This window comes from Scytonema sp. PRP1, assembly GCF_036697665.2.
In the GTDB taxonomy this organism is placed as follows: Bacteria; Cyanobacteriota; Cyanobacteriia; order Cyanobacteriales; family Nostocaceae; genus Kalymmatonema; species Kalymmatonema gypsitolerans.
In genome coordinates, this window is the sequence record NZ_JBAHYJ020000030.1 from 171741 (window position 1) to 187889 (window position 16149).

14 protein-coding genes and 1 pseudogene are annotated in these 16149 nt (G+C 42.9%); 11 read left to right on the plus strand and 4 right to left on the minus strand.

The features are described 5' to 3' along the window. Positions 1–4: 4 nt before the first annotated feature. The 3 genes and pseudogenes from gmd to V5G28_RS06055 form a co-directional block, all read right to left on the minus strand. Complete coding sequence (gene gmd / locus V5G28_RS06045) at positions 5–1084, minus strand: GDP-mannose 4,6-dehydratase (RefSeq protein ID WP_096566397.1); 1080 nt, start codon at positions 1082–1084, stop codon at positions 5–7. Positions 1085–1838: 754 nt separating this feature from the next. Further along, positions 1839–2546, minus strand: coding sequence for a sugar transferase (locus V5G28_RS06050; protein ID WP_332994045.1), 708 nt, complete (start codon positions 2544–2546; stop codon positions 1839–1841). Between the two features lie 359 nt (positions 2547–2905). Then, positions 2906–4045, minus strand: a pseudogene (locus V5G28_RS06055) (glycosyltransferase). A gap of 272 nt (positions 4046–4317) precedes the next feature. Between V5G28_RS06055 and V5G28_RS06060 the strand changes: the two are divergent. The 3 genes from V5G28_RS06060 to V5G28_RS06070 all read left to right on the plus strand — a co-directional run bounded on the left by V5G28_RS06060 (position 4318) and on the right by V5G28_RS06070 (position 7681). Beyond that, on the plus strand, positions 4318–5256 hold the full coding sequence (locus tag V5G28_RS06060; protein ID WP_332993928.1) for an NAD-dependent epimerase/dehydratase family protein: 939 nt from the start codon (positions 4318–4320) through the stop codon (positions 5254–5256). A 142-nt stretch (positions 5257–5398) separates the two neighbouring features. Continuing rightward, the gene (gene iscB / locus V5G28_RS06065) at positions 5399–6697 is read left to right on the plus strand and encodes an RNA-guided endonuclease IscB (protein WP_332994048.1); all 1299 of its coding nucleotides are present in this window, start codon (positions 5399–5401) and stop codon (positions 6695–6697) included. 105 nt (positions 6698–6802) lie between these two features. Then, on the plus strand, positions 6803–7681 hold the full coding sequence (locus V5G28_RS06070) for an SMP-30/gluconolactonase/LRE family protein (protein ID WP_332994052.1): 879 nt from the start codon (positions 6803–6805) through the stop codon (positions 7679–7681). Between the two features lie 104 nt (positions 7682–7785). On the opposite strand, the gene pgsA is transcribed toward V5G28_RS06070, so the two are convergent. Continuing rightward, positions 7786–8322 (minus strand): CDP-diacylglycerol--glycerol-3-phosphate 3-phosphatidyltransferase, encoded by a 537-nt coding sequence (gene pgsA / locus V5G28_RS06075; RefSeq protein WP_332993929.1) that lies wholly within the window; start codon positions 8320–8322, stop codon positions 7786–7788. 240 nt (positions 8323–8562) lie between these two features. On the opposite strand from pgsA, the gene V5G28_RS06080 reads away from it, so the two are divergent. The 8 genes from V5G28_RS06080 to rpsU all read left to right on the plus strand — a co-directional run bounded on the left by V5G28_RS06080 (position 8563) and on the right by rpsU (position 16100). Beyond that, a complete protein-coding gene (locus tag V5G28_RS06080) occupies positions 8563–9999 on the plus strand; it encodes an aspartate ammonia-lyase (RefSeq protein WP_332993931.1) in 1437 nt (478 codons plus the stop codon). A gap of 70 nt (positions 10000–10069) precedes the next feature. Continuing rightward, complete coding sequence (locus tag V5G28_RS06085) at positions 10070–11041, plus strand: DUF362 domain-containing protein (protein ID WP_332993933.1); 972 nt, start codon at positions 10070–10072, stop codon at positions 11039–11041. Positions 11042–11973: 932 nt separating this feature from the next. After that, positions 11974–12162 carry a hypothetical protein gene (locus tag V5G28_RS06090; RefSeq protein WP_096566416.1) on the plus strand — a complete coding sequence of 63 codons (189 nt, stop codon included), beginning with the start codon at positions 11974–11976 and terminating at the stop codon, positions 12160–12162. A gap of 856 nt (positions 12163–13018) precedes the next feature. Beyond that, positions 13019–13540, plus strand: coding sequence for an inorganic diphosphatase (locus V5G28_RS06095; protein WP_332993937.1), 522 nt, complete (start codon positions 13019–13021; stop codon positions 13538–13540). 101 nt (positions 13541–13641) lie between these two features. Next, on the plus strand, positions 13642–14025 hold the full coding sequence (gene panD, locus V5G28_RS06100) for an aspartate 1-decarboxylase (RefSeq protein WP_332993939.1): 384 nt from the start codon (positions 13642–13644) through the stop codon (positions 14023–14025). A gap of 12 nt (positions 14026–14037) precedes the next feature. Then, the gene (locus tag V5G28_RS06105) at positions 14038–14937 is read left to right on the plus strand and encodes an MBL fold metallo-hydrolase (RefSeq protein WP_096566422.1); all 900 of its coding nucleotides are present in this window, start codon (positions 14038–14040) and stop codon (positions 14935–14937) included. Positions 14938–15334: 397 nt separating this feature from the next. Next, positions 15335–15664: an RNA recognition motif domain-containing protein gene (locus V5G28_RS06110; RefSeq protein WP_096566424.1), complete on the plus strand. Its 330-nt coding sequence runs from the start codon at positions 15335–15337 to the stop codon at positions 15662–15664. Positions 15665–15914: 250 nt separating this feature from the next. After that, positions 15915–16100 carry a 30S ribosomal protein S21 gene (gene rpsU / locus V5G28_RS06115; protein WP_041040619.1) on the plus strand — a complete coding sequence of 62 codons (186 nt, stop codon included), beginning with the start codon at positions 15915–15917 and terminating at the stop codon, positions 16098–16100. The last annotated feature ends 49 nt before the right edge of the window (positions 16101–16149 follow it).

Here is a 16149-nt window from a genome sequence, read left to right on the forward strand (position 1 = left end):
TAAATCACAAGTGGAGTGCACCCAGTTCTTGCCGAATCATGGCATTATCCTGCAAAACTTTTGCGACCTTACCATTTGGCGAACTCAGTCCCAAGGCTTGCAGGTCAGCTTCTACCATAATGGCTACGAGCTGCTCAAATGTGACCGATGGTTTCCAACCCAACTTTTGTTGTGCCTTACTAGAATCACCAATCAGTAAATCTACTTCAGCCGGACGAAGATAGCGATCGTCAAACTCCACATGCTCTTCCCAATTGAGGTTCACATAACCAAACGCCAGTTCGAGAAACTCGCGCACGGAATGGGTTTCACCAGTAGCAATCACATAATCATCCGGCTGTTCCTCCTGTAGCATCAACCACATTGCTTTAACGTAATCTTTCGCATAGCCCCAGTCTCGCTGGGAATCCAGATTACCCATGTAAAGTTTTTTCTGTCTGCCGGCAAGGATTCTGGCAACTGCCATTGTAATCTTACGCGTAACAAATGTTTCACCCCGCCGAGGCGATTCATGGTTAAAAAGTATGCCATTACACGCGAACATACCGTAAGATTCACGGTAATTTACTGTTTGCCAATGAGCGTAAACCTTAGCACAAGCATAAGGACTACGGGGGTAAAACGGAGTTATTTCTTTCTGGGGAACTTCTTGTACCAAGCCATACATTTCTGAAGAACCGGCTTGGTAGAACCGCACCTGAATACCTGTGCGATGCCGATAGTCACGAATCGCTTCTAACAAACGCAGCGTTCCCATTCCTACTGAATCTACGGTGTATTCTGGAGAATCAAAGCTTACCCGTACATGGGATTGAGCGCCTAGGTTGTAAATTTCTACTGGCTGAACTTCCTCTAGAATGCGGCGCAGCGTGGTACCATCCGTCAAGTCACCATAGTGTAGAAATAAGCGGACTCCCTCTTTGTGAGGGTCTTCGTAAATATGATCTATGCGATCGGTGTTGAAAGTGGATGTCCGGCGTATTATACCATGAACTTCATATCCTTGCTCTAGTAAAAACTCACTGAGATATGAACCATCTTGACCGGTAATACCAGTAATTAACGCTCGCTTCTTTTGCGTCATGCTTTATTATTCCTTGTCGTTACTGAATAGATCAACACAGGCGACCTGGTACAACCTAACAGGTAATTGCTCAATTTCCCAACGGGAAACCTACGAGTCTCACTTGCAGGCTAGCTGATTATTATAAGTAAATCTGCCGATTTGTAAGTTTACAACAAGCCCCTCTTACCCTATGCAGATTGTTTCATGTTATTTCTGTAAATTTTTTTTATCTTCATCAAAATTTTATATAACTTTGAGGTAATGTAAAATTATCTTAAAATTAGAGAAAATGTAAGCTATACCATTTCTTTATGAAGATGCGCTTTAAGTAAGTAGGCGAGAAAAAATCAAATTATGTAAAAAAAAGTCAAGCTTGGAAACTAGCTCGTAGTAAGGGCTAAAGCGCGTGCCTCCTACGGAGGTCGCACGGTACAGCCGCTCTTGCGGGCGCGTAGACAGCGCTTACTACATACCGTTCGGCTGAACTCACGGCGAAGCCTTTAATTATTTACGCTGACCTACTGATTCCTGATCGTAGAGACAGTACAGTCTCTACAAAATTTATTTGGCGCAACCTCACAGAGAATTGGTATTAGTAGTTAAATTGCTGCCAACCAATAATTTATGATTAAAAATTCGTAATTCATAATGACGACTTCAATTACGAATTACGAATTAGAAATCACGGGTTAAGTATTACGAATTTAATTTGTAAAAGCACCGACAGGATGTTAGTTACTATTGGCAAGTCCCGTTTTGAACTTTGAATTGCTTAGTATGCCCCATTGTTTTTAGGCATAACGACAACACCAATTGTTTTAAAAACTATCCACCAATCCAACGCAAAATTTCTGAACTTGGCATAATACAGATCTATTTGAACCCGCCTAGGATAGGGGATATCATTGCGTCCAGAAACTTGCCACAATCCAGTAATTCCTGGTCGGATAGTTAAAATCTGATCTATGTGACAACCATACTTGGGTAGTTCTTCTGCTACTAAAGGTCGTGGACCGACAACACTCATGTCTCCTTTTAAAACGTTCCAGAATTGAGGAAATTCATCCAAACTCGTGATTCGCAAAAAACGACCGATTTTCGTAATTCGCGGGTCATGCTTGAGTTTAAAATTTGCCTCAAATTCTTGCTGCAAATGAGGAGATGTTTGCATCATTTGCACTAGGACTTCGTCGGCATTAGTGACCATTGTTCGGAATTTAATACAATTAAAGGGTTTGTAATTTTTACCAACCCGTTCTTGTATATAAAAAATTGGACCTTCTGAGCTTAAAGCAATCAGCAAGGCCAAAATTAAGTACACAGGAGAAAACAAAATTAGCACCAACAGGGAAAACAGAATGTCGAATAGTCGCTTAGCAAACTCTCCGTTTAAAATCTGAAAAGACAGACCTTTAGTTTGAACTTTAGGCGTCTTTTTCTGTTGACCGCGTTTGAAGAAAGTACGCGAGCGTCTGTATATTGCCGAGGCATTTGTCTCCGAAACACCTGCCCTGGGGAGCGGTAATAGGGCAGTCACGTTTGTTCGACTTGGGCGTAAAGACGCTCTATGCGATTGCAGGGAAGGCAATGCCCTAAAGGGCAATCGCCGGAGCAACGGCAACTTTGCTTCAATTGGTTGTGCCCGTCCTTCGGACAGGCGGACGCTGCTTTTAAAACAGCGGCCAGTACCGGGCGTACTACGCGATCGCTTCCCGGAGAGGAGTGAGCTCTGGGCAGTCATCATACTCCTTACAATCCACACCACACATAGTCCCAATCTTAAAGCCAAAAGGAGGTGCTTCTGGGGTCAAATTTCCAAAAGCTTGCTAAACAAGACCATCACTCAGGTGATGGTCTTGTTTGTGTACAGTTATTTAAAAAGTCTAGGTAACGCTGTGCAAAGATTTGCGGGGAAAATTGAGCGGCGTGCAGTCGCGCACATTCAGGATTCAATTTTCCTTGAGAAATTTCAAACTGTTTTATTGTGTCTACCAATGCCTCCTCTGTTTGCTCCTTGAAGAATATACCAGTCCCCTGATCGCCATGTTCGCGTACATCTCGCACAGTTTCTAAAGCACCACCTGCACCGTAGGCGATTACCGGAGTGCCGCAAGCTTGCGCTTCCACCAAGGCAATGCCAAAATCTTCGCAAGCTGCATATACAAAACCTTTGGCATGAGCCATATTTTTTTACCATATCATTGGCTTGCCACCCAGTATTTGTATATTGGATTTTGCTATCCTCCGGATTTTTTTCATCTCTGGTCCTGTCCCAATTACTACTAAAGGTAGTTGCAATTTATTAAAAGCCCTGACTATTAAACATACTTGTTTATAACTAACCAACCGGGAAACGGTTAGATAATAGTCTTGTTTTTGAGGTACAAATGGAAAACTCTCGATATCAACTGGCGGGTAAATGACTGTTGCTTCTCTTCGATAGCAGCGCCAAATACGACGAGCAGTATGCTTTGAGTTAGCAATAAAGTAATCAACTCGATTTGCTGTCAAGACATCCCACTGACGCAGACGATGCAGTAAATACCGCGTCATCCAACCAGCTAAACCGCTTCCCAGTTTGCTTTGCCTCAGATAATCAAAAGTCATGTCCCAGGCGTAGCGCATCGGGCTGTGACAGTAGCAAATATGTAACTGTTCAGAAGTCGTCAGGATTCCTTTAGCAACAGCGTGAGATGAAGACAAGATGACGTCGTACGCCCGTAAATCGAGTTGTTCGATTGCTAGTGGCAACAAAGGTAAGTATTTTTGTACACCATTACGGGCAAAAGGAAAGTGCTGAAGAAACGTTGTGCCAATCTTCTGCTGATATAAGTAACTTTCTGGGTTACTTGATTCAAAGTCGATGAGGGCGAACAAATCAGCATCGATGTGGTTGAGAATTTCTCGCACAACGAGTTCTGAACCACCAGTGGCTTGAGGTGTCAACCATTCATGAACAAGGGCACATTTCAAAGGCACAGCTAACTATAGTTGGTAGAGAACACGCAAGGCGGGAGTTAGAGGTTAGTTGACTGAAAGTTTCCCACGGAATGAATGGGCAACGCCCCACTTCAGCAAAAGACGTAATCCTTTTTAAAGAGGTTCCAAGGAAATGCCGCAACCTGATAACCTCAAAGTGGGGACTGAATACTAGGTCTTGGGTACTAAGTACTGGGTATTGATTCCAGTTGCTAGTCACCACCTCACCAGTCCCTAGCCCCTTGATAAGGCAACTTTAAGATTGGGAATTTATGCGAATTCTAATTGTGGGTGGGACGCGCTTTATTGGTGTCTACCTAACTAAACTGCTGGTAGAACAAGGACATGAAGTGGTAGTGTTTAATCGTGGGAACCGTCCTGCACCCGTTGAAGGGGTAGGGCAAATTATCGGCGATCGCACTGATGCTGGCCAGTTAAAAGAAAAATTATCATCCGTAAATTTTGATGCCATTTTTGATAACAATGGACGGGAACTTACTGATACTCAACCATTGGCAGAAATTTTTCAAGACCGTGTACAACATTTTGTGTACATGAGTTCTGCGGGAGTGTATCTCAAATCAGACCAAATGCCTCATGTGGAAGGCGATGCTATCGATCCAAAAAGTCGCCACTTAGGTAAGCATGAAACCGAAGCCTACTTAACCCAACAGAAATTGCCCTTTACCTCAATTCGTCCCACCTACATTTACGGTCCCCTGAACTATAACGATTTGGAAGCCTGGTTTTTTGACAGAATTGTGCGTAACCGTCCCGTTCCGATTCCAGGTCATGGCTTACACATCACGCAACTTGGTCATGTAAAAGACTTAGCAAGGGCAATGTCGCAAGTCTTGGGCAATCCTACGGCGGTTAGACAAATTTACAACGTGTCCGGCGATCGCTTCGTCACTTTTGATGGTTTAGCCCGCGCCTGTGCTGTCGCTGCTGGCAAATCTGCTGATGAAATAAAAATTGTGCATTACGACCCCAAAAAATTTGATTTCGGCAAGCGTAAAGCTTTTCCCCTGCGGGCGCAACACTTCTTTGCTTCAGTGGATAAAGCGAAAACAGAATTAAATTGGCAACCCGAGTATGACCTGATTTCTGGTTTAAGAGACTCGTTAAAAAATGATTATCTTGCTTCTGGACGCGATAAAGCCGAAATTGATTTTTCTGTGGATGAGGAGATTTTGCAAGCTAACAGCTAATTGTTGACGCTTGACAGTTAACTGCCTCCGTACTAGCACGACTTCTTTGGTTAAAAGTAAAAAGCCAAAACTCAGATTTTGCACCCAACAAGAGCCAGAGGCTCTAATATCTCGTTACCAGGTTGAACCTGGTAACGAGGGTTTGGAGCCTCTGACGACTCACTGTTGCAACTCTAGGCTTGATCCCGTTCATTCGGCACAAGCAAGACAGCTTTTAAGAAATGGTAAAGCTGCGGTATTTCGCAAATTTCCCTTTACTATCATTTTAAAAGAATCACGTCCAGATGTACCAGTACAACCTTTAAGAATCAAAATTGATCCAGGTTCAAAAACTACAGGGATAGCCGTAATTAATGATTCAACTGGTGAAGTCGTATTTACCGCAGAACTTCAACATAGAGGATTTTCTGTAAGAGTTGCTTTAACTTCTCGCAGACAATTAAGAAGAAGTAGGAGAGCCAGAAAAAGCCGTTATCGTCAACCACGTTTTAATAACAGAAAACGTCCTGACGGTTGGCTGCCACCAAGTTTAATGAGTCGTGTTTACAACATTCAGACGTGGGTAAGGCGATTGATGAGACTTGCACCAATTACGGCTATATCACAAGAACTAGTTAAGTTTGACACTCAACTAATACAAAATCCTGAAATGAGTGGGAAGGAATATCAACAAGGAACATTGGCAGGCTACGAAACTCGTGAATACCTCCTAGAAAAGTTTGGTAGAAAGTGCGTATACTGCGACAAGCAGGATGTACCTTTACAGATTGAACACATTCACCCACGAGCTAAGGGAGGAACGAACAGAATTTCAAACCTTACCTTGAGTTGTGAAAAATGCAACATCAAAAAGGGAACCAAAGATATTAAGGATTTCCTGAAGAAAGACCCTGAACACTTGAAAAAAATTGAAGCGCAAGCCAAGAAACAATTAGCCGACACTGCTGCTGTTAATGCAAGTAGATTCAAGTTACTTGAAGTTTTAAAATCCACCGGATTGCTAGTAGAAACAGGTAGTGGCGGTTTGACAAAGTTTAATAGGACAAAACTTGAACTACCCAAAACTCACTATTTTGATGCGGCATGTGTGGGTCGGTCAACTCCAGATAAGTTAATCGTTAAAGGCGTCAAACCTTTAATAATAAAAGCTACTGGACATGGAAGCCGACAAATGTCTGTAACTGACAAATTCGGTTTCCCTAAAAGCCATAAAACTAATACCAAGTTTCATTTTGGATTCACAACGGGTGATATTGTCAGGGCTAATGTCCCCAAAGGAAAAAATGCGGGTACTTACACAGGAAGAGTAACTACTCGCAAAATTGGACAGTTTGATATCAACACTGGAACAAAAACCCTACAGATAATCAATCACAAGTACTGCACAGTATTACAACGCCATGATGGTTATTTATACTTGTTGTCCAGTATTGTCCATTGAATCCGCCATTAGAGGCGTACCGATCGCCCGTTGCGGCGCTGGTGTAAATTGTGAGTGGGCAAACGGTCGCAAATTTTATCTCGCACTTGGAACGATTTTGCTGATATGAGTTCACCTAACTACCACCTCGATAACGTTTTAGCAGCGCGTGCCCGTCTGGGTGAAGGTCCAACTTGGGATCCAACCGATAAGCTGCTTTACTGGGTGGATATCTATAACCATAGGGTAAATCAATTCAATCCTGCCACTGGACAAAACTTGTTTTTTGATGTACAAGACGTGGTCGGTTGTCTTGCGGTAGCAGGTGCAAATCGCTTGATTATGGGACAGCGCGATCGCCTGGCATTTCTCAATACACAAACAGGTGAGGTAACGCCGATCATCGAGGTGGAAGCAGGTATGCCGGAGAATCGCTTTAACGATGGCAAATGTGATCCTCAAGGTCGTTTCTGGTTTGGTTCGATGTGTCCTGGTAAAAGTCAGGGTAGCCTTTATCGCTATGACCCTGATGGTTCATTGCATATAATGGAAACCGGGCTGACGATTTCTAATGGTTTGGGTTGGAGTCCTGACGAAAAGACATTTTACCTGACGGATTCTGCCCACCAAAAAATTTATGCTTACGAGTTTGATGCAGCCACAGGCAATATTAGCGATCGCCGGATTTTTGTAGATTTAACTGGTGAGTCTTTTTATCCCGATGGGCTGACTATAGATAGTGAAGGATATATCTGGTCTGCCATGTGGGATGGTTGGTGTGTGATTCGCTTTCACCCCAAAGGTGAGGAGATATTGCGGATACAATTACCCGTGCAACGCCCCACCAGTTGCACCTTTGGTGGTGAAGATTTGCAGACACTTTACATCACCACTGCCTCAGTCGGACTCAGTGAACAGGAGATCCAAAAAAGTTTCTATTCTGGTGACTTGTTTGCTCTCCAGACTGATATTGCTGGATTGCCCACATATGATTTTCTGGGCTAGAACAGCAATATAGCACTTCTCGTTTGGATGAAGTAATTATTTATTTGTGTCGCATGAGTGTTCCATAAGTGGTTCATTATTTCTTTGGTGTCCCTTACCCAATGTTAAATTTTTTCTTCTTTTGGGGTAGTCATGTTATCTTTTTCGGGCAAAAGATAAATTGCCCCAGAAATTAAAGTGAGGATCACAGAAATCCAGAAGGCAATCACAGAAGGTAATTGCCACGCTTGAGGTAATGGTGCAATCAAAAGTGCGATCGCCACAATTTGACTCACAGTTTTGAGCTTACCCCAAATATTTGCTCCCGTAATCTTAGGTTGACTGACGCGCCAACCTGCGATCGCTAACTCCCGCGCCAAAATCAGAAACACTCCCCAAGCAGGAATTTGCCTTAGTTCTATTAAAACCAGTAACGGCGCAAGCACCAGTAATTTATCAACTAAAGGGTCAAGAAACTTACCCAAGTCGGTGATTTGGTTAAGTTTCCGTGCTAAATACCCATCTAACCAATCAGTCAGCGAGGCGACGAGAAAAATCGCCAAACAAATCCATCTAGCTTCGGGTGTTGGGTTGTGTAAACCATATAGCAGAAATGGTATACCCAATAGGCGAGAGAAAGTAATCCAGTTAGGTAAGGTCATAAGCAATTCAAAATTCGCGATATTCTTAATTCAAAATTAGAAAACCCAATGCTGATAATGCGTCTAGTTGCTAACTATAGGTGTAAGAGGTTAGGAACAGGGGGATAAGGGGACAAGGGCGGACAAGGAAGTCTTCTTTAACCAACTACTTACGACCACACCTCTTGACTAATGACTAATGAGAAGATGTACAGACGCGCCATGGCGCGTCTCTACAAATGACTAATTTCAACAAATAGCATGACACAACAAACAGATTCTGGCGTAAGAATAGAACGCGATTCGATGGGCGATCGCCAACTACTTAGTACTGCTTACTACGGTATTCAAACGCTGCGGGCAACAGAAAATTTCCCCATTAGTGGCATTAACCCTTTACCTACTTACGTAGAGGCGGGCATAATTATTAAAAAAGCTACAGCAATTGTTAATGGTGAACTGGGCTGTATCCCCCAAGATATAAGTGAGGCAATTGTCCAAGCTGCTGATGAAGTGCTTGCTGGAAAGTTTCGCGACCAATTTGTGGTAGATGTCTATCAAGCTGGTGCTGGGACTTCCCATCACATGAATGTTAACGAAGTCCTAGCAAATCGCGCTTTGGAAATTCTGGGGGAAGAAAAAGGCAATTACCAGCGCGTGAGTCCTAACGACCATGTAAACTATGGGCAGTCTACCAATGATGTGATTCCGACAGCAATTCGTATTGGTGGCTTATTGGCTTTATCAAAAACGCTACACCCAGCTTTAGACAAGGCAATAGCAGCACTAGAACAAAAAGCCGAAGAATTCAAAGATGTCGTTAGATCCGGCAGAACCCATATGCAAGATGCCGTACCCGTGCGCTTGGGTGAGAATTTTCGCGCTTGGGCGTACATCCTTACTGAACACCAAAACCGCATCTACACAGCCTCTTCTGACTTGATGGTGCTGGGTTTGGGAGGGAGTGCAGCCGGTACGGGGTTAAATACTCATCCCCAATATCGGTTGCGTGTGGTAAAAACTATATCAGAGTTAATTAATTTGCCTCTAGAACCTGCAGCCCATCTTATGGCAGCAATGCAGAGTATGGCACCGTTTGTTAATGTTTCCGGTGCTTTACGCAACCTAGCTCAAGACCTAGTCAAAATATCTCATGATTTGCGTCTGATGGATTCAGGACCAAAAACTGGCTTAAAAGAAATTCAACTACCACCGGTTCAACCAGGTTCCTCGATTATGCCAGGGAAGTACAACCCAGTGATGGCAGAGATGACATCAATGGTATGCTTTCAGGTCATGGGTTACGATAGTGCGATCGCCCTTGCGGCACAAGCAGGACAACTAGAACTGAATGTGATGATGCCCCTGATTGCCTATAACCTGATTCACAGTATCGAAATTCTGGGCAATACCATCGCCGCACTTACCGAACGCTGTATTAAGGAAATTACTGCTAACCAAGAACGTTGTTTGGCATACGCTGAAGGCAGTTTAGCTTTAGTAACAGCATTAAATCCGCACATTGGTTATTTGAATGCGGCAGCTGTCGCCAAAGAATCTTTGGAAACGGGCAAGTCTTTACGGCAGATTGTCTTGGAACGCGGACTCATGAGTGAAGCCCAATTAGCTCAAGTGTTAAACCTGGAACAAATGAGTACGATTTTGCCTCTAAGTATAGACGACGGCATATCGGATTAAAGAACAAAGAAGGAAGATATAAGAAAGAATTCTTCCTTCTTTATTTTTCTTCTTCGTTCTTTACTTAATCATGCCAACCCAAATACCGTCGGTTAGTCTTATTCGCGCTACTTCCTACGAACGGGAAGCACTTCAAGAATCTTTAGAAACGCTGCTGGAACCTTTGGGAGGAATGGCGGCGTTTGTGAAACCAGGAAACCGCGTCCTACTCAAACCAAATCTGCTGACAGGCGCACGTCCTGGCAAAGAGTGTACAACTCGTCCAGAACTCGTTTACGCGATCGCCCAGATAGTCATGGAAGCAGGTGGCAAGCCATTTTTGGGCGATAGTCCTGCTTTTGGTAGCGCCAAGGGAGTTGCAGTGGCAAATGGTTATCTGCCTATTTTAGAAGAACTCAATCTCCCCATTATCGAATTTCACGGTCAGCGTTACCAAACAGTCAACGAAGGCTTTAACCATCTGCTGCTGTGCAAAGAGGCGATGGAAGCGGATGTAGTGATTAACCTACCGAAGGTGAAATCCCATACCCAACTGGTGTTAACCTTGGGAGTCAAAAACCTGTTTGGTTGCGTTCCAGGCAAGATGAAAGCTTGGTGGCATATGGAAGCAGGAAAAGACGCGAATCGATTTGGTGAAATGTTAGTGGAAACCGCTAGGGCAATTGATCCCGACTTAACCATAATAGACGGGATCATTGGTCATGAAGGCAATGGTCCCAGTGGCGGTGAACCTCGTCCACTCGGCGTTTTGGCAGCATCACCAGATGTCTTTGCGTTGGATCGGGCAATGGTGGAAATCCTCAATGTTCCACCAGAACAAGTACCCACTGTCGCTGCATCAATGCGGTTGGGGCTGGTTGGTGAACTGCACAGCATTCACTTTCCTCACCTGCATCCCGACTTACTAAAAATAGATGATTGGCGGCTACCAGACAAGTTTCTACCCATCGATTTTGGAATGCCCCGTGTGATCAAGTCTACGTTCAAACACCTTTACATAAGATTTATTAAAGAACGCATGAGTGCATATGCCAGACGATAGTTGAACGATCGCGCTTGATGCTAGTAATAACTGCAAACTCTGTTACAACAATTCCATGCATTGGCAGAGTAAGCTGTAAATACCCTCCGATTGCTTAACCAGACCGCCCTAATTAAGTGGCGGTTTTTTTCATGAGTTATTAATCATGACGTGACTTTGATGAATTTCATTTGACTTCGCTTCCATTCCTCTCCCCTATAAGGCTGGAGTGATTTTCTAGACGTAGGGCGTGAGGTGCAGGGGAAATTATCAACTTTTCTCACTACCTGGTACATTTTAGTGTTGAGCTATCAATGTTTGTGTGACGAACTATCAAATTTATTCAGCCACAGTTAAAAACATTTTTTGAGTGTAATCACTGACAAATACTTTACCTGCTCGCTCATCTATTTGTAGTTATTCTATGTGGATATGCGGTCAAAAAACTGATTAATAGCTTCGTTCTCCCAAAGTCTCAAACAATTGTAAGTACAATTACTTGTAAATGGTTCATTTTGCGTATGCTTACACAGCGAGTCTTGGGTAAGTATTTAAGGTATAAAACAACAACTGATGATATACAAGCTGATTTTATACGAGACTTTGAGCATATTAAAATGCGCAAATATGACCTACATTTAGTTCGACTACAAATATAATCTAAAATAACTAAATTGTAAAATTTAATACTAAATTATTTCTATATGCGTAAAATAATCATGACTTTGGAAAGTAAAGTAGCTTGCAAAATTAATGACAAACTAAAAAATCAAATGTTTTCTAGCAACTTTGTATCAAGTGTTTCATGTATAAAAAAAAAAGTATAATTCACTGAGAAAACGATTGATATTATTTATTAAAAAACAGTATAAGGTCAAAAAATAGCTAAAATAGTAGCAAGACTCTTTTAAAAAGAGCCAAACTAAAATTCAGGGAACGAAATTCGATTTTCTATGCATTCAAATACCCAATCTGCCGACTCTGCTGATACATATCCCCATAGATTGGCAGAGATTGTGGGAACTGCAATCGGTCTTTTAACTTTGACGCTACCATTGTTTGTCATTGGACACTACTCTTCAAGCAGTGTTCAGAATGACCACCTACCCATTACATATAATGTAAAAACAAATGCAGATTAAACAAAAGTTGAAAAGATGAAGTCTCCGCAAGGAAGCTATTGAAAGCAAAAACAGAAAACAGAATTTTCTGCCAAAGAGCTTGTAGAGAGATAATCAGGAATAATCCAATGTGAGATTTTATTTTGCCTTAAAAGTAGGACTTTACATAAAGTAGAGTTGCACAGGCTTAATTAATTCGGTAAAAATAAACAGGACAAAGGAAAACAAGGGAAATAAGAGACAAAAATCCGATCAGGACTGATGTCATTATCTTTTTCTCTTGTTTTCTCATTTTTTTGCGTCTTTGGTGAAACGATGGACACTTTGCTTCCGCTTCGGGGAAATCTCTGAATACGCTTTGGATAAAACTTGATCTGCCCAAGGTTGCTTAAAACAGTTATCAGTTATCAGTTATCAGTTATCAGTTATCAGTCAGTCAGGCGGGCGCTTTGGGGGATGCGCTCACCGCCCTCCAGGTATGCCTAGTGGGTACGGCCACGGCTATCGCCTGTACCGTGCGTCCTCCGGAGGAGGCACGGCACGTCTGAGCGCAGAGCGTCCCGTAAGGGATACGACGAACGCCACTTGCTCTACTTGGGGAAACCCCAAGACCGCAGTGGCTCACCACCAACGCATAAAGCTGCTCTTGGTGGGGGACGCACGACCACTCGTATTTAACTGATAACTGCGTAGGTAGCTGTTCACTGTTAAAAAGGGGGGCTAATTCGCATAAGTGTCAATTTAACGTTCAAAAAATGCAATAATGTAGGGCGTTTGTATAAGTTTTACATAGCAGTAGTCCATCTTAGCCTAAACTTCTACACGGGGAGCTAAGCATGGAGCTACCATAATTCACTGTTATCTGAGGAGTTTTGTTGTGGACTTATCGCGTATTCCTGCCCAACCGAAACCAGGTCTGATTAATGTTCTGATTGAAATTCCAGGCGGGAGTAAAAATAAATACGAATTCGACAAAGAACTGGAAGCTTTTGCCCTAGACCGGGTACTTTACTCGTCAGTACAATACCCATATGACTACGGCTTTGTACCCAACACCTTGGCGGATGATGGCGATCCATTGGATGGTATGGTAATTATCGATGAGCCAACTTTCCCAGGATGTGTCATAGCAGCAAGACCCATCGGTATGCTAGAGATGATAGACGGTGGCGATCGCGATGAGAAAATTCTTTGCGTTCCTGACAAAGACCCGCGTTACGCTTCGGTCAAATCTTTGAAAGACCTCGCACCACACCGACTAGAAGAAATAGCCGAGTTTTTCCGCACATATAAAAATTTAGAGAAAAAGGTGACGGAGATTCGTGGGTGGCAAGATGTTGATCAAGTCTTGCCTTTGGTAGAAAAGTGCGTTCAAGCTGGTCGCGAAAAAACGACCTGAAACCTTTCCACGTTCCACTGAACCAGTAAACACGCTCACAGTAATCAGTTAATTATTGTCTAGACTGGTATCTGACAACTGATAACTCAAACTCAAACTCAATGCAGCGCACGCTTCTTTTGGCAAAAATTCACAACTGCACGCTCACAGCGGCAAACATCAACTATGTAGGGAGTATCAGCATAGACCAAGTTTTATTGGATAAAGCGGGTATTTTACCCTACGAGCAAGTGCAGGTAGTGAATGTTACCAATGGCGAGCGCTTCATCACTTATGCGATCCCGGCGGCAGCTCATTCAGCAGCAATTGAACTGAATGGAGCAGCAGCACGTTTAGGCATTATTGGCGATCGCTTGATTATAATGTCTTACGGGCAGTTCACTTCGGAAGAGTTAAAAACATACTCTCCCACAGTAGTCATTGTAGACGACAGAAATCGACTGTTGGAAGTGCGACGCTACGATGACCTGCTTAGTCAGACTTAGTTTCGAGCAAAGATGTCAAATTTTGAGCTGTCGCCTTCCTATAACCACTTAATTTCAGAGCAACCCCTACAGCATTTATGCCCAAGGTCGGAATTTGTGGTGCAATTTTGGGGTGTGCGGGGTTTAATTCCCACACCAGGCAGCCACACCAGCCGATATGGTGGCAATACTGCTTGTGTAGAAATGCAGGTAGCCGGGAAACACTTGATTTTTGATGGGGGTACTGGTTTACGCCTACTTGGAAAAAGTTGCCTGCAACTGCAATCGCCGCTAGAAGTTCATTTATTTTTTAGCAACTCCCAATCGAATCGTATCCAAGGATTTCCTTTTTTTGCCCCCGCATTTGTCAGCGAAAATTCCCTCCACGTTTACGGGACAGCCGCCTTAAATGGAGCCTCGATCAAACAATGCCTGTGTGATCAAATGCTCCAGCCGCACTTCCCTTACCCTTTGCAGATCATGCAATCTGACTTGCACTTCCATAATTTGACATCTGGTAAGGTGGTGAAGATAGATGATGTTACGATTACAACGGCAATCATTAATCACCACCAAAAATCAGTTGGCTATCGAGTCACTTGGAAAGAGTACAGTGTTGCCTATGTCACAGATTTGCCGAAAAGTTCTAATGAAGTGGATCGAGGACGCATAGCACAGATCACAAAAGGCGTTGATTTGCTGATTGCTAATGCAACTTACGCTCCTCCAGCAGCACGTAATCATCATGAACCTGACTTTCACTGGGATACTGCTGTGGATTTGGCTAAAACTGCTGAAGTGAAATGGTTAATCATTTCTCATCATCATCCAGATGACAATGATGATTTTCTTGATCAAGTTCAGTTAGAAGTCCAATCTATCTTTCCTAAAGCATTACTAGCCCAAGAAGGTTTAATTTTCCCTGTTGTTTAATTCATTGTTAGTTGTTAATAGTTAATGGTTTCTAATGAATAATAAATAATCGCTTATACATATTAACTACTTCTGAAACCGCCTTCACTCATTGAGTTGGTGGTTGCAGTTTTTTAACTACCGCATTACGATGTAGACCAACCATAGCAAGGATTTCAGCATCTGCAAATAAGTTGGTTCACAAACTCTTATTTCATAGAATTTTTAGCTTCAAATTGTATTTGATAATAGTACACAGTTTATAATAACTTTACTATATTTGACCGTAGTTGCGCAAGTGAAATCACGTTTTCTATGTTATCTTTAAAAAAGTGAGAATTATTTTCGGCTGTGTGACTAGTATTATAGTCGTCTCTCCGAATCTAAATCTCTACACCCCTGATTCTGGAGAGGTTCTATGTCAATTTTTGTCGGCAATCTATCTTATGATGTAGAAGAACAAGACCTCAAAGAGGTCTTTTTAGAATATGGAACTGTTAAGAGAGTTCAAGTAGCGACAGACCGGGAAACTGGTCAAAAGAGAGGTTTTGCCTTTGTAGAAATGGGAACAGAGGATGAAGAAGCAGCGGCGATTGATGCCCTAGATGGCGCTGAATGGATGGGTCGGAACCTCAAAGTTAATAAAGCTAAGCCCAAGACCGAAGGAGGTTCGGGTGGTAATAGACGGGGCGGAAACAATAGAGGCGGAGGAGGAGGAGGATACTCTTCTCGTGGTGGACGCTACTAAGCTTTGAGATAAGTTATGTACTTTGAGAAGGAGCCAGGTTTTTTGGGTTATCAAACTAGCCCCACACTATTATTCGTGGAGAAGGAGACTGGCTATACCCTGCCTGACTCCTTCTCCAATTGTTTTATCCTAAACTAAAGGATTTAACTCTCGGGTCACAAGGGCAGACTCCTTCTCTGCCCTTTTTACTCACACGTTACTATATTATTTGTACCCAAGTACCAATTAAGTCAATTTAGTAGGAGAGAGAATGACCCAAATAGTTGTGGGCGAAAATGAAGGAATTGAGTCAGCCTTACGTCGATTTAAGCGACAAGTTTCCAAGGCGGGAATTTTTCCAGATTTAAAGAAACATCGTCACTTTGAAACACCTCTGCAAAAACTCAAGCGTAAAGCAGTCGCCAGGTCAAAGCAGCGTAAGAGCCGTTTCCGCTAATCAAGACAACTGAAAGCTTGTGTGTTTTGTTCTGATGGCTTCGCACTCG